Genomic DNA, 20,839 nt, shown 5'->3' on the forward strand with positions numbered 1-20,839 from the left:
GCGGGGATGAGTGGGAGGCGGGCGTCCCCTCACGGGTACAGCCGCTGCTTCGTCCAGGCCCCCTCGGCGCCTTCGCGGCGGAACACGATGCGGTCGTGGAGGCGGTTGTCGCGGTCGGCCCAGAACTCGATCTGGTAGGGCTTCACGCGGAAGCCGTGCCAGTAGCGGGGGCGGGGGATCGGCCGGCCGCGGTATTCCTCCTCCAGCGCGGCCACGCGGTCCTCCAGCGTGGCGCGGCTGTCGAGCGGGCGGGACTGCTGGCTCGCGATGGCGCCGAGCCGCGAGCGCGGGTGGCGGCTGTCGAAATAGCTGTCCGACTCGGCGTCCGACACGGCCTCGACCGCGCCCCTCACCCTGATCTGCCGGTTGAGGCTCTTCCAGTAGAGCACGAAGGCGGCCTGCATGTTGGCCTTGAGTTCCTCGCCCTTGGCGCTCTCGGCGTTCGTGTAGAAGGTGAAGCCGCGCGCGTCCTTGCCCTTCAGCAGCACGGTGCGGACGTCGGGCCGCCCGTCGCGGTCCACGGTCGCGAGCTGGATCGCGTTGGGGTCGCGCGGCTCGCTCGCCGAAGCCTCGGCCATCCAGGTGTCGAACAGCGCGTCGGGGTCGTCGGACAGGGTGAAGTCACCCGCGTTTAACGCATTCACGCTTAAGTCCTCTCGTGTCGGGTTGCGTGGGGGCGGGACGGTGAAGCGAAGGGTGCGTTGCCGCCACGAGGCCCCCGCTGCCGATCTAGGCCGCGGCTCCGCCCCCGGCAACGCCGCGCGGCAGGTCGCCCGAACGGCCCTGCGCGGCGCGGCCCTGGCGCTCATCGGCGCCTGGACGGCGGGCTGCTCCGTGGCGGTGCCGATCCCGGGCCTCAGGTCCGACACGGACACCGTCGGCTCGATCGACCGCACCGCGGCGATGCTGGCCCCGCTGCTCGACCGAGAGGACCTCCGCCGTGCGCGGGCCGCCATGGCGGTGACGCTCGATCCCCAGGGCAACGGCACGCTCGCGGTCTGGCAGAACCCGCAGACCCGCGCCCACGGCAGCTTCGCCGCCGCGGCGGCGCCCTACACCGACCACGACCGCGTGTGCCGCCGCTTCTCCGGCGAGGTCGTCGCGGCCGGGCACCCCGCCCGGTCCCTGTCGGGCGCGGCCTGCCGCGAGGGCGACGGCACCTGGCAGGTGCTGGCTTCCGCGGACACCGCCGCTTAGGACTGTCGGAGCGGCTTGCTGCCGCGGGGTCTGGACACCATTTCCGGGCCGAGTTCATCCGCGCGCCCCGCCGTGCGCGCCCGACACGAGTTTGAGATGCGCGATCCCTACACGGTCCTCGGCGTTTCCAAGTCGGCCGACGCCGCCGAGGTCAAGAAGGCGTTCCGCAAGCTCGCCAAGAAGTATCACCCGGACCAGAGCAAGGAACCCAAGGCCAAGGAGCGGTTCACCGAGGTGAACAGCGCCTACGAGATCCTGGGGGACGAGGCCAAGCGCAAGCAGTTCGACGCCGGCGAGATCGATGCCGAGGGCAAGCCGCGCTACGCCGGATTCGCCGGGGCCGGCGCGGGCGGGCCGGGCGGCTTCGATTTCAGCGACTTCGGCGGCGGCGGGGGCGGCTCGCCCTTCGGCCGGGGCGGCGCGCGCTCCGCGGGCTTCGACCCCTCCGACCTGTTCGACATGCTGAACGGCGGCATGCGCGGCGGCCGCCGGGCCGCCCAGCAGCCCACGCGTGGCGAGGACGTGACGGCCGCTGTGTCGGTGCCCCTGGAGGATGCCGTGAAGGGTGGCACGGCGCGCGTCACGCTGCCGACCGGCCGCACCCTCGAGGTCAGGATCCCGGCCGGCGTCGAGGAGGGCAAGGCCATCCGCCTCAAGGGGCAGGGCCACGACAGCCCGACCGGCGGCCCGTCCGGCGACGCCCTGGTCACGGTGCGCTACGCCCCCCACAAGCTGTTCCACGTCGAGGGGCGCGACCTCCGGCTCGACCTGCCCGTGACGCTCTACGAGGCGGTGCTCGGCGGCACCGTGCCGGTCGCGACGCTCGACGGCGCGGTCGAGATCACCCTGCCGCCGGGCGCCAACAAGGGCCGCACGCTGCGGCTGCGCGGCAAGGGCCTGCCCGGCCCGAGCGGCGCCGGCGACCTCCTGGTGACGCCGCGCGTGGCCCTGCCGGAGCGCGCCGACCCCGAGCTCGAAGCGCTGGCCAGGCGCTGGCGCGACGAGCACCCCTACGACCCGCGGGCCGGCAAGGCGTGACGCGGGGCGCCACTCCGTCCGAGTCGCCGGAGGGCGGAGCCTCACCGGTGCCGAAGCCCCCGGACCGACGCACCTCCCTCGACGGTGTCACGCCGCGCGGAGCGAAGCGGAGACTTTGAGTCCAGGCGGCCGGAGCCGGTGACGACGAGGCCGGACCTGGGAGGCAGACGCGGGCTCAGGCCGCCGGGCGCTGCGCCCGCCGCGTCGGGCGCGCGGGGCGCTGCTCGGCCGGTGCGTCGGGGTCCAGCGCCGGCAGGGCGTCGATGACGCGCTCGGGCGGCAGGATCACGATCACCTCCGTGCCCTCGCGCACCCGCGACTTGATCGTGAACGAGCCGTCGTGGAGCTCCACCAGCCCCTTGACGATCGGCAGCCCCAGGCCCGAGCCCTCCTCGGCGTTCTTCTGCGCCAGCGTGCCCCGCCCGAAGGACGACATCACGATGGGGATCTCCGCCTCGGGGATGCCGGGGCCGGTGTCGCGGATGGCGAAGTACTGGCCGCCCTGCGCGGTCCAGCCCACCTTGATCGTCACGGTGCCGCCCTGGGGCGTGAACTTGATGGCGTTGGACAGGAGGTTCAGCACCACCTGCCGCATGGCGCGCTCGTCGGCCCAGATCGGCGGCAGGCTCGGCTCGATCATCTCGGTGACGGTGATCTCGCGCTTGGAGGCGCGCAGCATCAGGAGGTGCTGGCAGTCCTCGGCGATCAGGGCCAGCGAGGTCGGCTCCTCCTTCAGCTCGTAGCGGCCGGCCTCGACGCGCGACAGGTCGAGAATCTCGTTGATCAGCATCAAGAGGTGCTGGCCGCTGGAATGAATGTCCGCCGAATAGTCCCGGTAGACCGGCACGCTGTGCTGGCCGAACAGCTCGCCCTTCATCACCTCCGAGAAGCCCAGGATGGCGTTGAGCGGCGTGCGCAACTCGTGGCTCATCGTGGCGAGGAAGCGGCTCTTGGCGAGGCTGGCCTCCTCGGCCCGCCGGCGGGCCTCGTCGGAGTTGAGCTTGGCCTGTTCCAGCTCGACGATCAGGGCGTCCTTCTCGGCCTGGAACGACAGGGTGGCGAGCGTGGTCGCGTAGAGGCGCCGCGCCAGCAGCACGAAGGACAGCTGCGCGACGCCCGCCACCGCCAGCACGGGCAGGTACTGGTATCCCACAGCCGGGCGCGCGTAGAGGGCGATGCCGGCCGTCATGGGGATGAGACCGGCGTAGACGGCGGCCGGCACGGGCGCCGAGATCATCGCGGTGAGGGCGCCCACGAGCAGCAGGACGAAGAGCACGAAGGTCTGCGCGGCCGGGTCGTGGGCGCCGAGCACGAGGAACACGCAGGATCCCCAGGCCATGCCGCCCAGCGCTTCGGCGAGCACGAAGCCGCGCGTCCAGGCCCGCACGCGGGTGTGGCCCTGCGCGGCGCCGTGCGCGTGGCCCTGCGGCTGGCGGAGGAACAGCCGCGCCGACACGGCCACGACGAGCACGGCCAGCAGGGTGCCGCCGAGCCAGGCCGCGACCGCGAGCGGAGGCACCCACAGCGACAGCACGCCCGCGGTGGCGGCGGCCAGCACGGCCTCGGCCGCGGTGGCGCCGCGGCGGCCGCTCGCGAACAGGCGCACGAGTTCGAGGTCGAAGGCATGGCGGCCGGTGCCCGACGAGGTGAGCTTCTCCCGGGCTTCCCGCATGCGGGACGCCGTGCGCCGGCGCTGCTGGGACGCATCACCGTCGGAGCCGCGGCCGCGCTCGATCATCTCCGCGGTCACCTCGTCCATGGATCAGCACACTCACCGACGCTATAGGCCCATCGACACGATGGGCCGGAAACCTTAATGGAGGACCTACGGCCGCCTCGCGGCGACCCGCCCCAACCGCGCCCGCGCCGTGTTGCCCGTGTGGCGGAGCGTCAGGTCCCGGCGGCAAGTCGCGGTCTTATCCACAGTTTTCGCCATGATCCCCGACAGCGACCCGCCCGAGTTCGCCCGCCTCACGGGGGCGATGCGGCGCTGCCGGATCTGCGTCGAGCGCCCGCGCATCGCGCCCCTGCCGCACGAGCCGCGCCCGATCTTCCAGGTGGCCGCCGACGTCCGCCTCGTCGTCGCCAGCCAGGCGCCGGGCATCCGCGCGCACGTGAGCGGCGTGCCGTTCCAGGACCCGTCGGGCGTGCGGCTCCGGCAGTGGATGGAGCTCGACGAGGCCCGCTTCTACGACCCCCACCGCGTCGCCATCCTGCCGATGGGATTCTGCTTCCCCGGCCACGATGCCGCCAAGGGGGACCTGCCGCCCCGGCCCGAATGCCGGCCGGCCTGGCACGACGAGGTCTTCGCCGCCCTGCCGGCGGTCGAGACCGTGCTGGCGATCGGGCTCCACGCGATCCGCTATCACGCGCCGCGGCTCGGCGTGCCGCGGCCGGCCGGGCAGGGGCTCGGCGAGACGGTGGCGGATTGGCGCCGCTACTTCGAGCGCCCCGCGCCGCGCATGCTGCCGCTGCCCCACCCTTCCTGGCGCAACAGCGCCTGGCTGAAGCGGAACCCCTGGTTCGAGGCCGAGCTTCTGCCCGTCCTGCGCGCCGAGGTGCGGCGGCTGGTGTGACGGGCCGCGGCCGCGTTCAGCCCCGGTTCAACGCGGCGGATCCGTCATGGACCCCGGATTTCGAGCGAGGATGTCGATGCGTGCACTTCGGGCGCGATGGTTGCGGAGCGCTGCCCTGGCGATGGGCGCCGCCGCGCTGGCGGGCGGGACGGCGCTGGCGCAGCCCGCGCAGCCGGTCGCGTCGAACCGCGTCGCGCTCGTGGTCGGGGAGGGCGCCTACCGAACCGACCCGCTCCCGGCCGCGCCCGACGACGCGGGCCTCGTCGCGCAGGTGCTGGCCGGCGCCGGCTTCGACGTGACCGGCGCGCGCGACCTCGACGGCGACGCCCTGCGGCGCGCCTTCCGCGACTTCCTCGACAAGGCGGGCGCGGCGGGGCCAGACGGCATCGCGGTGGTCTACGTGGCCGGCCGCGCCGTGCAGGCGGACGGCGACGACTTCATCGTGCCGGTCGACGCGCGCCTCGCCCGCCCGGCCGACGTGCCGATCGAGGCTCTGCGCCTCGCCGACTTCACCCACGCGCTGGCGGCCCTGCCCATCCAGGCGCGGGTGGTGATCGTGGACGGCGCCTATCCGGGCGGCCCGGCGTCGAGCGCGCCCGGCCTCGCCCTGGCCGAGGCCGAGCAGGGCGAGTTGATCGCCTTCAACGCCGCGCCCGGCACGGTGGCGCCCGCCGCGACGGGGCCCTACGGCGCCTACGCGCAGGCGCTGGTCGCGGCGGTGAAGCAGGGCGGCGTGCCGGTCGGCGAGGTGTTCGACCGCGTGCGGCTGGCCGTGAACCAGGCGACCGGCGGCGCCGTCGTGCCCTGGGACTCCGACAAGCTGACGCGGAGCTTCACCTTCTTCGACCGCGCCCCGAACGCGCCCGCGGTGGGGAGCGCGCAGGTGCCTTTCGCGGCGCTGGAAAAGAGGCCGCTCGCCGGCTTCCCACCGGACCAGGCCTACGACGTCGCCGTCGCGCGCGACACGCTGCCGGCCTACACCGAGTTCCTCGCCGCCTTCCCCAACGACCCGCTGGCCCGCCGCGTGCGGCTGATCCTGGCCGTGCGGCGCGAGGCGCTGTTCTGGCGCGACGCCGTCAGCGCCAACACGCCGGGCGCCTACTGGACCTACCTCGCCCGCTACCCCAAGGGGCCGCACGCCGCCGACGCGCGCCGCCGCCTGACGCGCCTCGCCGTCGCGGCCGCGCCCCCGCCGCGCTTCGTGCCGCTCGCCTTCGACGTGCCGCCGCCCGGCCCGGACGACCTGGCCTACGACCGAGCCCCCGCCTTCGACGCGCCGGACCTGCCGCCGCCCCCGCCGCCGCCCGTGTTCCTGCTGCCGCCGCCCGTCGAGGTCGTGGTGGTGCGCCCGCCGCCGCCGCCCGGACCCGCCTTCCTGCCAGTGCCGGTGCCGGTCGCGATCCCCTACGTCCGGCCTCCGGCCGAGCCCGGCGTCATCCTGCCGCCGCGCGGCGTGCCCGGGAGTTACGCGCGACCCCGGCCCTACGCGCGCGGTCCTAACGGCGACGGCCTCGTGGTGCAGGCCGCCCCGGCCCCGGCTGCCCAGGCTCAGCCCGCGCCGGCCCTGGCCGCGCCCGTTCAGGCCCCGCCGGCTCCGACGACGATCCCGGTGCCGCCTGCCGGGGCGCGGCCGCGCCCCGCGCCGCCGGTGCAGCCCGCGCCGGCCGCCCCGTCGCTGCCGCAACCCCCGGCCCCGGTCTCCCCGCGCGCGCCGACGCTCCCGGTGCCGCCCTCCCACGCCCTGCCGGTGCCGCCCCAGCCCGCGGCATCACAGCCCGCGCCGCCGGCCTCGCCCCACGCGCTGCCCGGCGCGAGGCCGCCGGCCGTCGCGCCGCAGGCCGCCGAGCCGCAGCCACCCGCGCCGCCGACCGTCGCGCCCGTCCCGCACGGGGCCGGCGCGCATCCGCCGCGGCTCGAACCCGAGCCTCCGCCCGCCGCCCCGGCCGAAGCCGCTCCGCCGCCCGTGCCGCCGAAGCCGGAGCGCCGGCCCGGCGCGCCCGGCGAGCCGAGGCCCCGGTCGCCCGACCTCGTGGCGCCGGCCGAGGCTCCACCTCCGCACGCGGCGCCCGCCGCCCAGCCGCATCCGCCCGCCGCACGACCGCGGCCTCAGCCCGACCCGGCGCCGCGTCCCGCGCCGGAGCGCCCGCCGGAACCCCCGCACGCCGCCGCGCCCGCCGATGCGGCGCCCCCGGCTCGGCGCGCCCCGGACGGTTCCGCGCCCGAGCGGCCGCCCGCCACCCGTCCCGCGCCGGAGCGCGCCGCCGGCGATCACCGCCCCGGCGAACATCCTCCCGGCGAGCACGGGCCGGGCGGCCATCGCCAAGGCTGCGGGCATCCGGGCGAGCCGCCCTGCCGCCCGTGACGGGACCCCGCGGCCGGGGCGCGCGTTGTCGGGCCGCGACCGGAGGCGGAGAGCGGCGATGACGGACGGGACCGAGCTTCCCACCCTGGCGAAGCCCGACGACGACCCCTGGATCTGGCTGGAGGACGTCGAGGGCGAGCGCGCCACGGCCTGGGTGGACGAGCGCACCGCCGACACGGTGCGCCGCTTCGGCGGCCCGCGGCGCGACGCCGACGCCGCGGTGCTCGCCGCCCTGCTGGACCGGCCCGACAAAATCCCCGGCGTCACGCGCCGTGGCGATCACCTCTACAACGTCTGGCAGGACGCCGCGAACCCGCGGGGCCTGTGGCGGCGCACGACGCTCGACTCCTACCGCCGGCCCGAGCCCGAGTGGGACGTGCTGCTCGACCTCGACGCCCTGGCGAGGCGGGAGGGCGAGGACTGGGTCTGGGCGGGCTCCAGCGTCGAGCCGACGCGGCGCGAGCGCGCGATCCTGCGCCTGTCGCGCGGCGGCAGCGACGCCGTCGTGCTGAGCGAGTTCGACCTGCCGTCCCGCTCCTTCGTGGCGGACGGCTTCACGGCCGCGGAGGCCAAGGCCGGGATCGACTGGCTCGACCCGGACACGCTGCTCCTGTCGAGCGCCGCGGGCGAGGGCATGGCGACCCGCTCCGGCTATGCCAGGACCGTGCGGCGCTGGGCGCGCGGCCAGACGGTCGACGAGGCGGAGCCGGTCTTCGCCGTCGCCGAGGGCTCGATGGCCGGGTGGGGCGTGGTCGACCGCTCGGTGTCGCCGCCGCGCGCGGTCTACATGGACCGTCTGGCCTTCTTCGATTCGGTCGGCTGGCTCGGCGACGCGACCGGGCCGAAGCGGCGTCTCGAGCTGCCGACCGACGCGGATTGGTTCGTCCACGGCGACACGCTCCTCGTGAAGCCGCGCACGCCCTGGACCGTGGCGGGCCGGACCCACGCGCCGGACGAGCTGGTCGCGGCGCCGCTGTCCGCCTTCCTGTCCGGTGCCCGCGACCTCGCCGTGCTGTTCGAACCCGGCCCGCGCCGCTCGCTGGAGGGCTTCTTCTGGGCCGGCGGCGCGCTCGTCCTGTCCGTGCTCGACGACCTCGTGCCCCGCTTCACGCTGCTGACGCCCGACGGGGCGGGGTGGCGGCGCCGCGAACTCGACGCTCTGCCCTCGACCGGCGTCGTCGGCCTGCGCGCGCTCGACGCCGAACCCGAGGACGGCGACGGCACGCTCGTCGTCAGCGCCGAGGATCCGGTCACGCCGCCGCGCACGCTGCTGTTCTCGGCATCGGGCGATGGCGCCTTTCCGGTCCCGGCATTGCTCAAGGCCAGCCCCGCCGGCTTCGACGCCGCGGGGCTCGTCGTCACGCGCCACGAGGCCGTCTCGGTCGACGGCGAGCGCATCCCCTACACCCAGACCGGGCCGGCCGGCGAGACGGGCGACGCCCCGGTCCACCTCAGCGGCTACGGCGGCTTCGCCGTCTCGACCATGCCCCACTACCGCCTCGCCGCCGGCAAGCTGTGGCTGGAGCGCGGCGGCACGACCGTGACGGCCAACATCCGCGGCGGCGGCGAGTTCGGCACGCGCTGGCACGAGGCCGGGCGGCGGGACGGCAAGCGCCTCGCCCACGACGATTTCGCGGCCGTGGCGGCCGACCTCGTGCGCCGCGGCGTGACGCGCCCCGGCCGCATCGCCGCGGAGGGCGGCTCCAACGGCGGCCTGCTCATCGCCAACATGCTGACGCGCTATCCCGAGCGCTTCGGCGCCCTGTTCTGCACCATCCCGCTGATCGACATGCGGCGCTATTCCAAGCTGCTGGCCGGCGCGAGCTGGATCGCGGAATATGGCGACCCGGACGTCCCGGAGGACTGGGCCTTCCTGGGCCCGATGTCGGCCTACCATGCCGCCGAGCCGGGCCGCCCCTATCCGCCGACCCTCATCGCCACCACGCGGCGCGACGACCGCGTCCACCCCGGCCACGCGCGCAAGATGGCGGCCAAGCTTCAAGCCATGGGCTATCCCGCCTGGCTCTACGAGCCCGCCGCGGGCGGGCACGGCTACGGCAAGGACAACGCCGAGCGCGCCGCCTTCGTGGCGCTGGGCTACGGCTTCCTTCGCCGGGCGATCGGCTGGGACGCCTGATCAGCCGCCGACCAGGAAGGCCTTCCTGAACGTGTGCTCGGCCTCGGGCGGCGGCGGCGGGAAGGGCGCCACCTGCTCGATGGCGTGCAGCACCATGGCGTCGAGCTGGGCGTTGCCGCTGCTCTGCACGACGGACAGGTTCGCCAGCCCGCCCGCGTCGTCGAGCGTGAAGCTCACCGCGACGGCGCCGCTGAGGCCCTGGGACGAGGCGGCGCCGGACAGCTCCGCCGTCGCCTGCCGGATGCGGCCCTGGACGACGCTGCCGTAGGCCGCGTTGATCTGGGCCGTAGCGTTGCCGGCCACCATCGAGCGGAAACCCATAGGCATCGCGCTCGCGTCCATGGGCAGGGCCGCGGCGAGCTTGTCGGCCTGGCTCGGCGCCTTGGCGGTGACGGGCGGCGTGGGCCGCTCGACCGGCGCGGCCTGCGCCCTCGACGGGGCCGGCACGCTGGTCTGCGCCCTGGCGTCCGGCGTCACCAGCACGTCGGGGATCGCGGCCGGCCGCGCCTCGCGCGTCGCCTGCTCGGCCTGATGCTCGTCGGGGACGAGGTTGGCGGGCTTGTTCTCCTTGGCCTGCGTCGCGGCCCGGGCGGTTTCCGGCGGCGGCGCGACGAGCTTCGGCGCCGCGGGGACGCCCGCCGGCTGGGGCATCGCCGGCGTGGGCTTGGGCGCGCTCGCGGCGGCGGGCGGAGCGGCCCCAGGGGCTGTCGCAACTGGCGCCGGCTTCGCGGGTGGGGCGGCCGGCTTCGGCGCCGCCTGGGCGGCCGGGGCAGGGGGCTGGGCCGGCGGCGCGGGAATAGCCGGTTCGGCCTTGCCCTCCTCGACCTTGGGCGCCTCGGCCTTGGCCGGACCGGCGCCGGGCGGGGCCGCCCGTCCGGCGCCGGGCGGAGCCGCCCGTCGACCCGCGGAGGCGTCGCCAGACCCGCCGCCACCGGCGGGCTTCGCCGGCTCGATCACGACGTCGACGGGGATCGGCACCTCGCGCGGCGCCTGCGCGTCGCGGAACGACAGCAGGTAGACCAGGGCCGCGCCGAGCACGACGTGGACCAGCACGGAGCCGCCGCCGAGCCCGACCCCCGCGCGCAGCCGGGCGCCGCGCCCGACCGGCGCCGCCTGCTGCAGGATGTGGCGCGGGACGACGCGCAGCGCCGGCGTCGGCTCGTGGAGCGCCTGCAGGTGGGGCGCGTCGGCGAGCCGCGCGTCCGGCGGCACGTCGGCGGCTGTGGGACCGGACGTGTCGATCGAGATCAGGCCGGTGCTCCGTCGGCGAACGCGGTCGGGCCGCCGGAGCATCGCTGCCGGCCGCCGCTGTCGCGCCTGCTTAGATCGGCCTCAGGGAGAAGGGAAGTCCCGTCAGGCCGCGGCGGGCGCGGCCTTGCTGACTGACGCCCGGTAGATCCTGTCGACGGCCTTCGCCAGCGTGGCGTCGAACTCCCCCTCGCTCATGCCGTGCCTGAGGTTGTCGATCAGGGCGCGCGAGAAGCTCGCGATCATGCCGTGGTTCTGCGCGAGCTTGCCGCAGGCGTCGTCGAGCGGGTAGCCGCCGGACAGCGCCACGACGCGCTCCACCCTGGGATGGCGCGTGAAGTCCTCGTAGAGGTCCGGCTTCGTCGGGATCGTCAGCTTGAGCATGACGCGCCGGCCCTCGGGCAGGGCGTCGAGCTGTCGGGCGATCTCGTCGTGCAGGATCTGCTCGGCCTCGGCCTTGTCGGCGGCCTTGATCAGCACCTCAGGTTCGATGATCGGCATCAGGCCGTGCTTCGCGATCTGCTCGGCGACCTCGAACTGCTGGCGCACGATGGCGGCGATGCCGTCCTTCGACGCGCGGGCGATGACGGAGCGCATCTTGGTGCCGTAGACGCCGAGCTTGGCGGCGCGGGCCAGCAGCGTGTCGAGGCCCGGGATCGGCTTCAGGAGCTGCACCCCGTCCTTCTCGGCCTCCAGGCCCTTGTCGATCTTGACGAAGGGGACGACGCCCCGCTTTTCCCACAGGTAGGAGGGCACGGGCTGGCCCTCGACCTCGCCGTCCATGGTCTTCTCGAACAGGATCGCGCCGATCACCCTGTCGCCCGTGAAGGTCGGCGCCGTCATGATGCGGACCCGCATCTTGTGCATCTCGGCGAACATCTCGTCGTCGCCGCTGTAGGCGCTCTCCGGCACCCCGTATTGCGCCAGCGCCTTCGGCGTGGAGCCGCCGCTCTGGTCCAGGGCCGCGATGAAGCCGTCCTTGTCGGTCATCTGCGCCCGCATCGTTTCGCCCGCCATGGCCTTCGCTCCCCTTCTCGGGCGGCCGGGCGATGGCCCGCCGCCTCTCGCGATCCGCACCGCTCATGCGCGATGCGGTGCGGTGTTAACACGCTTCGGCCGCCGCGGGTGCCGCGCCCGGGGGCCTCAGCCCCGGCCCGCCGCCGCCCGGTCGACGAACCAGTGGACCTCCGCCGCCGACCGGAGCCGGCCGGCCGGCACGTCCTCGGCGCCGGACCGGACGTGGGCCAGCATGGCGGCCTTGTCCTGGCCCGTCACCAGGAACGCGATGGCGCGCGACGAGGCGATGACCGGGTAGGTGAGGGTCAGCCGTGCCTCGGGGCGCCCCTCCGTTACCGCCGCGGCCCAGCGTTCGCGCTCCTCCAGCACGGGCTGGCCGGGGATCAGCGAGGCCGTGTGTCCGTCCGGCCCGAGGCCGAGCAGCGTCACGTCGAACAGCGGCTTGGCCGGATCGAGCGCGTCGGCGCCGTAGAAGCACTTCAGCTCCTCCTCGTAGGCGAGGGCGGCCTCCTGCGGGGACTCCAGCGCGGTGTCGAAGGCGTGCACGCTGTCGGCCGCCACGGGCGCGCGGGACAGCATGGCCTCGTCCACCATGCGGAAGTTGCTGTCCTTGTCGGTCTTCGGCACGAAGCGCTCGTCGCCGAAGAACCACTCGGTCCGGTCCCAGGGGAAGCGATCGCGGTAGGCGGGGCTCGCCAGCCGCTCGTAGAGCCGCTTCGGCGTCGAGCCGCCGGACAGGCTGACCGTGAAGCGCTCCTTGCCGGCCGCCTGCTCGATCAGCCAGGACGCCACCGCGTCCGCCACCGCGTCGGGGTCGTCGAAGACGTCGAGCTCGCCCGAGGCCACCTGCCGCTCAGCCATCACGCCACCTCCGATGTCGCCGCGAGCCGCAGCTTCGCGATCCGCTCCGCGTAGTCGGGCGCGTCGAACACGTAGGACCCGGCCACGAAGACGTCAGCCCCGGCATCGACGCCGGGCCGGATCGTGCGGTCGTTGATGCCGCCGTCGAGCATGATGCGCGGGCTGAGGCCGCGCTCCGCCGCCATGGCGCGGATCGCCCTCACCTTGGGCAGCATCTCGGGCAGGAAGCTCTGCCCGCCGAAGCCGGGGTTCACCGTCATCACGATGACGACGTCGCAGAGGTGCAGCACGTATTCGATCGCGGAGGGCGGCGTCGCCGGGTTCAGCGCCACGCCGGCCGCCACCCCGAGCGCCCGGATCTGGCCGAGCACGCGGTGGAGGTGGATCGTCGAGGTCGATTCCGCCTGGACGCAGATGGAATCCGCCCCGCTCTTCGCGAAATCGGCGACGAAGTTCTCGGGCTCGACCATCATCAGGTGGAGGTTGAGGTGCTTTGCGGTCGCCCGGCGGATCGCCGCCACCACGCCCGGCCCGAAGGTGATGTTGGGCACGAAGCGCCCGTCCATGACGTCGACGTGCAGCCAGTCGGCGCCGGCCTCGTCGACGGCGCGGCAGTCCTCGGCGAGGCGGCCGAAGTCGGCCGACAGGACCGACGGGGCGATCAGGAACTCACTCATGGCGGTGGGGGCTTACTCGGATGTCTTGCGGGGCAGCAGGAAGGTCTCGATGGCCTTGGCGAAGCCCTCGTCGTCGTAGCCGGCCGTCACCGCGGAGGCCTGGGCCTTCACGGCGTCGCTGGCGTTGCCCATGGCGATCGAGAAGCCCGAGCGCTTGAACATGGTCACGTCGTTGGGCATGTCGCCGATCGTGGCGATCTCGTCCGTGGGGATGTCGAGCTCCTTCGAGAGCGCCAGCACCACGTCGCCCTTGTTGGCGTGCGGGTGCGTCACGTCGAGGTAGTAGGGCTGCGAGCGCGCCGCCGAAGCGCGGTCGCCGAGCGCGGCCTGCATGTCGTGCTCGGCCTTCTCGACGGCCGCGAGGTCGTCCGACACGCCGACGACCTTGGTGGCGCGGTCGAGCTCCGCGTCGGCGAAGCGATCGACCACCGTGGGGTCGAATTTCACCGTCCAGGCCTCGCGGTCGACGTGCGGGGCGTCCTTCTTCGTGATGAACCAGTCCTCGGCGGTGTAGAGCCAGGCGTCGAGGCCGTGGTCGGCGATGACCTTGATGGCCTCGCGCGTCACGTCGGGCGGCAGCGTCTTCTCCTCGATGACGCTGAGGTCCGGCTTCACCATGGCGCCGCCGTTGAAGCCCGCGATCATGGTCTCGATGTGCAGGGGCTCGATCAGCATGGCCATGCCGCGCGGCGGCCGGCCGCTCGTCACCGCGAACTTGATGCCGGCCTCGTGCAGCGCCGCCACGGCCTTGACGGCGCGCTCGGTCAGCACCTTGTCCTTGGTCACCACCGTGCCGTCGACGTCGGCCAGCAGCAGCGAGATCTTGCCCTTCGGTCGGTCGGACACGGCTTTCCTCCTCAGGCCCGCAGCACGTAGCGCTCGATGGCCTCGGCGAAGCCGTCGTGCTCGCAATCACCCGTGACGGCGTCGGCCGCGGCCTTGACCTCGTCGGAGCCGTTGCCCATGGCGACGCCGAAGCCCGCGGCCTCCAGCATCGGGATGTCGTTGGTGCCGTCGCCGATCGTCAGCACCGCCGAGACCGGCACGCCGAAGGCCTTGGCGAGGCTCGCCACCGCCTCGCCCTTGTGGGCGCGCGGGTTGGTGACGTCGAGGTAATAGGCCTGCGACCGCGTCGCGATGGCGTCGGCGCCGAGCGCGCGCTGCAGCATCGCCTCGCAGGCGGCGAGGTGGGGGTGGTCGTTGCAGGAGCCGATCACCTTGAGCACGCGGCCGTAGAGCGCCTCGGCGAAGTCGTCGACCACCACAGGCTCCTGGCCGATGGTGCGCGTCTCGAGCGGGACGTTGTCGCCCTTCGGGTCGCGGATGTACCAGTGCTCGTCGGTGAAGAGCCAGGGGTCGAGGCCCTGCTCGCGCAGCAGCGCCACGGCGCGGCGGGCGATCGCGGGGGCGAGCAGCTTCTCCTCGACGATGTTGAGGTCGCCGTCCACCACGGCGCCGCCGTTGATGGCCGCCGCCGTCACCTTCATGCCCAGCAAGGCGAAGACGCCGCGCAGCCCGACGGGCGGGCGCGCGGTCGTCACCGTGAAGCCCACGCCGCGCTCAGCCAGCGCCGCGATGGCGGCGCGGGTGCGGGGCGTCAGCTCCTTGGCGTGGTTGACCAGCGTGCCGTCGATGTCGGAGACGACGAGGCGGATCGGCTCCGCCGGTTGGACGCGCCCCGTCACTTGGCGCCACCCTCCGGCTGCTCGGGCCCGGGGTCGAGCTTCACCGGCCGCCACGCGCGGTCGCCGTCGCGCGCCAGCATGAGGTCGGCCGCGACCGGGCCGGCCGTGCCGCCGACGTAGTTCGGGAAGTCGCGCGGGGCCGACTTGCCCCAGTGGTCCAGCACCTCGTCGACCACGCGCCAGGCTTCCTCGACTTGGTCGGCGCGCTGGAACAGCGTCTGGTCGCCCGTCATCACGTCGTAGAGCAGCGTCTCGTAGCCGACGTTCTGCTGCGCCGGAAACCAGTCCTTGTAGGCGAAGTTCATCTTCACGCTCTTCAGGTCCACGACGGGACCGGGGCGCTTCACCTCGAACTGCAGCGAGATGCCCTCGTCGGGCTGGATCTGGATGGCGAGCCAGTTCGCCTGGATGTCCGACGTCTTGGTCTCGGCGAAGAGCGCCATCGGGGCCGGCTTGAAGCGGATCGCGACCTCGCTGGTGCGGGTCGACATGTACTTGCCCGTGCGCAGGTAGAAGGGCACGCCCGCCCAGCGCCAGTTGTCGATGTCGAGCTTCAGAGCGACGTAGGTTTCGGTCTTGGAATGCAGGTCGACGTGGGGCTCGGCGCGGTAGGCCTTGGTGGATTTGCCCAGCACCGTGCCGGCGTCGTACTGGCCGCGCACGGCTTGCTCGGGCTTCACGGTCTTCATGGACTTGAAGACGTCGACCTTGCGCGAGCGGACGTCGTCGGCGTCGAACGACACCGGCGGCTCCATGGCGGTCATGGCGACGAGCTGGAACACGTGGTTCGGCATCATGTCGCGCAGCGCGCCGGTCGCCTCGTAGAACCCGCCGCGGCCCTCGACGCCCACCGTCTCGGCCACGGTGATCTGCACGTGGTCGATGTGGTCGCGGTTCCACAGCGGCTCGAACAGGCCGTTGGCGAAGCGGAAGGTCATGATGTTCTGGACCGTCTCCTTCCCGAGGAAGTGGTCGATCCGGTATACCTGATCCTCGCGCAGCACCTTGAGCACGCGGGCGTTCAGCGCCTTGGCGGAGGCGAGGTCGTGGCCGAAGGGCTTCTCGATGACGACGCGGCGCCACGCCTCGTCGCCGTCGGTCTCGGTCAGCTTCGCGGCGCCGAGGCCGTCCACCACCGTTCCGAAGAAGCGGTCCGCCACGGCGAGGTAGAACAGGACGTTGCCGCCCGTGTGGTGGCTGTTCTCGACCTCGGCGAGCTTGCCCTTCACAGACTCGAAGGTCTTCGGGTCCTCGAAGTCGCCCTTGAGGTAGAACATGCGGGACTTCAGCCAGTCCCAGGCTTTCGCGTCGATCTGCGAGGGGTCGAACTCGCCGGTCCCGCCGACGAAGCTGCGCATCATCTCGTCGAGGCTGTCGCGCCAGCCGTCGTCGGAGCCGTCCGAATGGTCGACGCCGATGATCGCGAAATCGTCCGGTAGCAGGCCGGTGGTGGCGAGGTTGTAGAGCGCAGGGGTGACGAGGCGCTTGGTCAGGTCGCCGCCGCCGCCGAAGATCACCATGGCGCAGGCGCCGGCCTTCGGCGTCGAGCTGTCGGGGGCGGCCGAGGCCGCGACGGTCTGCTCGCCCATCGTCGCGCCTCCTCAGACGGGCTTCGGGCCGGTGGCGGCGCCCTCCGGCGCCGGCGCGTCGCGGTGCTCGACGTGGCCGCCGAAGCCGAACCGCATGGCGGACAGCGTGCGCTCGCCGAAGGTGTGGGCCTCGCGCGAGCGGAAGCGGGCGTAAAGCGCCGCCGACAGCACGTTGACCGGCACCGCCTCCTCGATGGCCGCCTCGATGGTCCAGCGTCCCTCGCCGGAATCGTCGACGACGCCGGAGAAGTGCTCGAGGTTCGGGCTCGCCGTCAGGGCCGAGGCCGTGAGGTCGAGCAGCCAGGACGAGATCACGCTGCCGCGCCGCCACACCTCGGCGATGTCGGTGAGGTTGAGGTCGAAGCGCTCGCTCTCGGTCAGCTCGGGCGAGTTCTTCATCTTGAGGACGTCGAAGCCCTCGGCATAGGCCTGCATCAGGCCGTATTCGATGCCGTTGTGGACCATCTTGACGAAGTGGCCGGCGCCGGTCGGGCCGGCGTGGATGTAGCCGCGCTCGGCGCGGGTGTCGGAGATCTTCTCGCGGCCGGGCGTGCGGGGGATGTCGCCCATGCCGGGCGCCAGCGCGTCGAGGATCGGGTCGAGCGTGTCGACCGCCTCCTTGGCGCCGCCGATCATCATGCAGTAGCCGCGCTCCAAGCCCCACACGCCGCCCGACGTGCCGACGTCGACGTAGTGGATGCCCTTCTTGCGCAGGTCCTGGCCGCGGTGGATGTCGTCCTTGTAGAAGGAGTTGCCACCGTCGATGATGATGTCGCCCTCCGACAGGAGGTCGCCGAGCTTGTAGACCGCGTCGTGGGTGATCGTGCCCGCGGGCAGCATCACCCAGACGATCCGCGGCGTCTCGGTGAACTTCGACACCATGTCCTCGAGGCTCTCGGCCCCGACCGCGCCGTCGTCGACGAGGTCGTGCACGGCGCGCGCGTTGCGGTCGAAGGCGATGCAGTGGTGCCCGTGGCGCTGGAGCCGCCGCACGATGTTGCCGCCCATGCGGCCGAGACCGATCACGCCGATTTGCATCGCTGAAGCCCTCTGAAGTGCGGGGGACGCCGGCTCGGCCGCGTCGTTGTGTTCTGTTCCGAAAGGCGCGCGGCCTTCCGCGGAGGTCCGGGGCGGGGCCCCGGACCGGCACAGTCTCGGCTCAGGCCGCCTTGCTGAACTCGCCGCGGCGCTTCTTCACGCCGCCGATGAGGTTGTCGAAGGCTTCCTCGAACTTCTTGATGCCGTCGAGGACGAGTTCGTGCGTGATCTCGTCGAGCGAGATGCCGAGCTTCTCCAGCGCGGCCAGCGACGCTTCGGCGCCCGCGAGGTCGCTCTCGACCGAATCCTTGATGGCCGTGCCGTGGTCGCCGAAGGCCTTCATGGTCGCGGGCGGCATGGTGTTGACCGTGCCGAGGCCGATGATGTTGTCGACGTAGTAGGTGTCGGGCAGCGACTTCGACTTGGTGCCGGTCGAGGCCCACAGCAGCCTCTGCGGGTGTGCGCCCTTGGCGGCCAGCTTCTCCCAGCGGGGGCCGGAGAAGATCTCCTTGCCGCGCTGGTAGGCGCGCTTGGCGTTGGCGATGGCGATCTTGCCCTTCGCCTTCTCCACCAGCGCCGGGTCGGCGTCCTCGAGGGCGTCGATCTTGGCGTCGGCCGCCGAGTCGATGCGGCTCAGGAAGAAGCTCGCGACGGAGGCCACGCGGGACACGTCCCCGCCCTTGGCGGCCAGCTCCTCGAGGCCCGCGATATAGGCGTTGGCCACGTCCTCGTAGGCCTTCACGGCGAACAGCAGCGTGACGTTGACGTTGATGCCTTCGGCGATCGTGGCCTGGATGGCGGGCGTGCCCGCGTCCGTGCCGGGGATCTTGATCATGAGGTTGGGGCGGTCCACCGCCTTCCACAGCCGCTTGGCGTCCTTCTTGGTCGCTTCGGTGTCGTTGGCGATGTTGGGCGCCACCTCCAGGCTGACGAAGCCGTCGCCGCCGTCCGCCTTCTCGTAGACGGGGCGGAACACGTCGGCGGCGGCCTGGATGTCCGCGATCGCGATGGTCTCGTAGACCGTCATGTCGTCGGCGTCGCCCTTGCCGAGCATCTCCTTCAGCACGTCGTCGTAGTCGTGCGTCAAGCCGATCGCCTTCTCGAAGATCGAGGGGTTCGAGGTCAGGCCCTTCAGGCCGTGGTTGTCGATGAGGTTTTTGAGCTCGCCGGAGGACATGAGCGTCCGGTGGAGGTCGTCGAGCCAGGGGGACTGACCGCAGGCTTCGAGCTGTTGCAACGGGTTCATGGCGGGTCTCCTGCCCGGGAACGGGGTCGGGCGCCGGCCTCGCCGGCCGGCGCCCGGTTGATCACTCGGCCGCGGCCTTCATGCCAGCCGCGCGCTGCTTCTCGATCTGCCCCTTGGCGGCCTCGACCATCTTCTCGGGCGTGAAGCCGAACTTGGTGAGGAGCGACTTCAATGGCGCCGAGGCGCCGAAGGTGTGCATGCCGATGATCGCGCCGTTGCGGCCCACGTATTTCTCCCAGCCCATCGTGGCGGCCTGCTCGACCGCGACGCGGGCCGCGACGTGGGGCGGCAGCACCTCGTCCTTGTAGGCCTCGTCCTGCAGCTCGAACTGCTCCCAGCAGGGCATGGACACGACGCGGGCGCCGATGCCCTCCTTGGCCAGGGCCTCGTAGGTTTCCACGCAGAGGTAGAGCTCCGAGCCCGTGCCCATCAGGATCACCTCGACGTCCTTGCCGTCCTTCGGGTCGGCCAGCACGTAGGCGCCGCGCTGAACGCCGGCGGCGGGCTTGTAGACGTTGCGGTCGAGCGTCGGCATGGGCTGGCGCGACAGGATCAGCGCCGACGGGTTCTTCTTGAGGCCGATGGCGAACTTCCACGCCTCGGCGGCCTCGTTGGCGTCGCCGGGCCGCACCACGAAGAGGCCCGGGATGGCGCGCAGGCTGGGGATCTGCTCCACGGGCTGGTGCGTCGGCCCGTCCTCGCCGACGCCGATCGAATCGTGGGTGAACACCCAGATCGAGTTCAGCTCCTGCAGCGACGACAGGCGGATCGCCGGGCGCAGGTAGTCGGAGAAGATCAGGAAGGTCGCGCCGTAGGGGCGCAGGCCCGACAGCGCCATGCCGTTGCAGATGGCGCCCATGGCGTGCTCGCGCACGCCGAAGTGGACGTTGCGCCCGCCGCGGCTGTCGGGCCGGAAGGTGCCGGCCTCCTTGGCGGTCTGGTTGGTCTTGGTGGACTCGTCGAGGTCGGCCGAGCCGCCGACGAGCCAGGGATAGTGCGGCGCCAGCGCGTTCTCGGCCTTGGAGGCGGACTCGCGCGTGGCGATGCCCTTGGCGTCGGCCGGGAAGGTCGGGATCGCGTCGTAGGCGGCCTGCGGCACCTCCTTGGCGATGAGGGCGTCGATCTGCTTGCCCTCGTCCGGGTACTTGGCCTTGTAGGCCGTGAACAGCTCGGCCCACTTGTTATGGGCCTCGCCGCCGCGCTTGCCGAGCGTGTCCGAGAAGCGCTCGTAGACGCCGTCCGGCACCAGGAAGGACGAGTCCTCGGGCCAGCCGTAGAACTTCTTGGTGAGCTTGACCTCGTCGGCGCCGAGGGGCGAGCCGTGGGACTTGTTGGAGTCCTGCTTGTTGGGCGAGCCGTAGCCGATGTGGCTCTCGACGATGATGAGCGTGGGCCGCGACTTCTCCTCCAGGAAGCCCTGGTAGGCGGCCTGAACTTGTTTGAGGTCGTTGGCGTCGCGAACGTGCAGCACGTTCCAGCCGTAGGCGAGGAAGCGCGCGCCGACGTCCTCCGAGAAGGCCCAGCCGGCGGGGCCGTCCAGCGTCACGTTGTTCGAATCGTAGATCCAGCAGAGGTTGTCGAGCTTCCAATGCGCCGCCAGCGAGGCCGCCTCGGAGCCGATGCCCTCCATCATCTCGCCGTCCGACGTGATGGCGTAGACGTTGTAGTCGAAGAGCTTGAACTCGGGCCTGTTGTAGTGGGCGGCGAGCCACTTCTCCGAGAGCGCCATGCCGACCGTCATGGCGATGCCCTGGCCGAGCGGGCCGGTGGTGGCCTCGACGCCGGTGGTCATGCCGTATTCCGGGTGGCCGGGCGTGTAGGAGCCGGCCTGCCGGAAGCTCTTCACGTCGTCCATCGAGACGGCGAGGCGGTTGAGCTTCTTGCCGTCGTGGTCGACGGCTTCGACCTTGCTGAGGTGCAGCATGGAATAGAGCAGCATCGACGCGTGGCCGGCCGACAGCACGAAGCGGTCGCGGTTGGGCCAGAGCGGGTTCTTGGGGTCGTAGTTGAGGCGCTCGGTCCACAGGTCATAGGTCGGGGCCGCCATGCCCATCGGCGCCCCCGGATGCCCGGAATTGGCCTTCTGGATCGCGTCGATCGAAAGCGTGCGGATCGTGTTGATGCACAGTTGATCGATGTCGCTCATGGTTTCCCCTCTCGCCCGCTCG

General features: G+C 72.7%; 17 protein-coding genes. 5 read left to right on the forward strand and 12 right to left on the reverse strand.

Annotated features, from left to right (window positions below; translation table 11 throughout):
• Positions 1-29: 29 nt before the first annotated feature.
• A complete protein-coding gene (pdxH, locus tag L7N97_RS20645) occupies positions 30-644 on the reverse strand; it encodes a pyridoxamine 5'-phosphate oxidase (RefSeq protein WP_237480148.1) in 615 nt (204 codons plus the stop codon).
• Positions 645-696: 52 nt separating this feature from the next.
• Between pdxH and L7N97_RS20650 the strand changes: the two genes are divergently transcribed.
• Both L7N97_RS20650 and L7N97_RS20655 read left to right on the forward strand, forming a co-directional pair.
• Complete coding sequence (locus tag L7N97_RS20650; RefSeq protein WP_237480149.1) at positions 697-1,197, forward strand: RT0821/Lpp0805 family surface protein; 501 nt, start codon at positions 697-699, stop codon at positions 1,195-1,197.
• Between the two features lie 96 nt (positions 1,198-1,293).
• Positions 1,294-2,235: a DnaJ C-terminal domain-containing protein gene (locus L7N97_RS20655; RefSeq protein ID WP_237480150.1), complete on the forward strand. Its 942-nt coding sequence runs from the start codon at positions 1,294-1,296 to the stop codon at positions 2,233-2,235.
• A gap of 175 nt (positions 2,236-2,410) precedes the next feature.
• On the opposite strand, the gene L7N97_RS20660 is transcribed toward L7N97_RS20655, so the two are convergent.
• Positions 2,411-3,994, reverse strand: coding sequence for a sensor histidine kinase (locus L7N97_RS20660; RefSeq protein WP_237480151.1), 1,584 nt, complete (start codon positions 3,992-3,994; stop codon positions 2,411-2,413).
• Positions 3,995-4,169: 175 nt separating this feature from the next.
• On the opposite strand from L7N97_RS20660, the gene L7N97_RS20665 reads away from it, so the two are divergent.
• From L7N97_RS20665 to L7N97_RS20675, 3 genes are all read left to right on the forward strand, one after another.
• Positions 4,170-4,811, forward strand: coding sequence for a uracil-DNA glycosylase family protein (locus L7N97_RS20665; protein WP_237480152.1), 642 nt, complete (start codon positions 4,170-4,172; stop codon positions 4,809-4,811).
• A gap of 76 nt (positions 4,812-4,887) precedes the next feature.
• Positions 4,888-7,173, forward strand: a complete 2,286-nt coding sequence (locus tag L7N97_RS30075) for a caspase family protein (RefSeq protein WP_305069261.1) — start codon at positions 4,888-4,890, stop codon at positions 7,171-7,173.
• A gap of 58 nt (positions 7,174-7,231) precedes the next feature.
• Positions 7,232-9,310, forward strand: coding sequence for a prolyl oligopeptidase family serine peptidase (locus L7N97_RS20675; RefSeq protein WP_237480153.1), 2,079 nt, complete (start codon positions 7,232-7,234; stop codon positions 9,308-9,310).
• Here L7N97_RS20675 and L7N97_RS20680 read toward each other — a convergent pair whose 3' ends face one another.
• The 10 genes from L7N97_RS20680 to tkt form a co-directional block, all read right to left on the reverse strand.
• Positions 9,311-10,603: an energy transducer TonB family protein gene (locus L7N97_RS20680; RefSeq protein ID WP_237480154.1), complete on the reverse strand. Its 1,293-nt coding sequence runs from the start codon at positions 10,601-10,603 to the stop codon at positions 9,311-9,313.
• A 60-nt stretch (positions 10,604-10,663) separates the two neighbouring features.
• Positions 10,664-11,575 carry a fructose bisphosphate aldolase gene (locus L7N97_RS20685; protein WP_237480155.1) on the reverse strand — a complete coding sequence of 304 codons (912 nt, stop codon included), beginning with the start codon at positions 11,573-11,575 and terminating at the stop codon, positions 10,664-10,666.
• Positions 11,576-11,701: 126 nt separating this feature from the next.
• Positions 11,702-12,436: a 6-phosphogluconolactonase gene (gene pgl / locus L7N97_RS20690; RefSeq protein WP_237480156.1), complete on the reverse strand. Its 735-nt coding sequence runs from the start codon at positions 12,434-12,436 to the stop codon at positions 11,702-11,704.
• The gene (gene rpe, locus L7N97_RS20695) at positions 12,436-13,113 is read right to left on the reverse strand and encodes a ribulose-phosphate 3-epimerase (RefSeq protein WP_237480157.1); all 678 of its coding nucleotides are present in this window, start codon (positions 13,111-13,113) and stop codon (positions 12,436-12,438) included. The genes pgl and rpe overlap by 1 nt, the downstream gene beginning before the upstream one ends.
• A gap of 12 nt (positions 13,114-13,125) precedes the next feature.
• Positions 13,126-13,959, reverse strand: a complete 834-nt coding sequence (locus L7N97_RS20700; RefSeq protein WP_237480158.1) for an HAD family hydrolase — start codon at positions 13,957-13,959, stop codon at positions 13,126-13,128.
• Positions 13,960-13,970: 11 nt separating this feature from the next.
• A complete protein-coding gene (locus L7N97_RS20705; RefSeq protein ID WP_309242829.1) occupies positions 13,971-14,798 on the reverse strand; it encodes a Cof-type HAD-IIB family hydrolase in 828 nt (275 codons plus the stop codon).
• Positions 14,795-16,387 (reverse strand): glucose-6-phosphate dehydrogenase, encoded by a 1,593-nt coding sequence (gene zwf, locus L7N97_RS20710; protein ID WP_237480159.1) that lies wholly within the window; start codon positions 16,385-16,387, stop codon positions 14,795-14,797. Before zwf ends, L7N97_RS20705 begins: the two co-directional genes overlap by 4 nt.
• A 12-nt stretch (positions 16,388-16,399) precedes the next feature.
• Positions 16,400-17,425 carry a phosphogluconate dehydrogenase (NAD(+)-dependent, decarboxylating) gene (gnd, locus tag L7N97_RS20715; protein WP_237480160.1) on the reverse strand — a complete coding sequence of 342 codons (1,026 nt, stop codon included), beginning with the start codon at positions 17,423-17,425 and terminating at the stop codon, positions 16,400-16,402.
• 121 nt (positions 17,426-17,546) lie between these two features.
• Positions 17,547-18,671: a transaldolase gene (tal, locus tag L7N97_RS20720; protein ID WP_237480161.1), complete on the reverse strand. Its 1,125-nt coding sequence runs from the start codon at positions 18,669-18,671 to the stop codon at positions 17,547-17,549.
• A gap of 61 nt (positions 18,672-18,732) precedes the next feature.
• Positions 18,733-20,817: a transketolase gene (gene tkt, locus L7N97_RS20725; protein WP_237480162.1), complete on the reverse strand. Its 2,085-nt coding sequence runs from the start codon at positions 20,815-20,817 to the stop codon at positions 18,733-18,735.
• Between the last annotated feature and the right edge of the window lie 22 nt (positions 20,818-20,839).

Origin of the sequence: Lichenibacterium dinghuense (assembly GCF_021730615.1) — a bacterium.
Taxonomy (GTDB): Bacteria; Pseudomonadota; Alphaproteobacteria; order Rhizobiales; family Beijerinckiaceae; genus Lichenihabitans; species Lichenihabitans dinghuensis.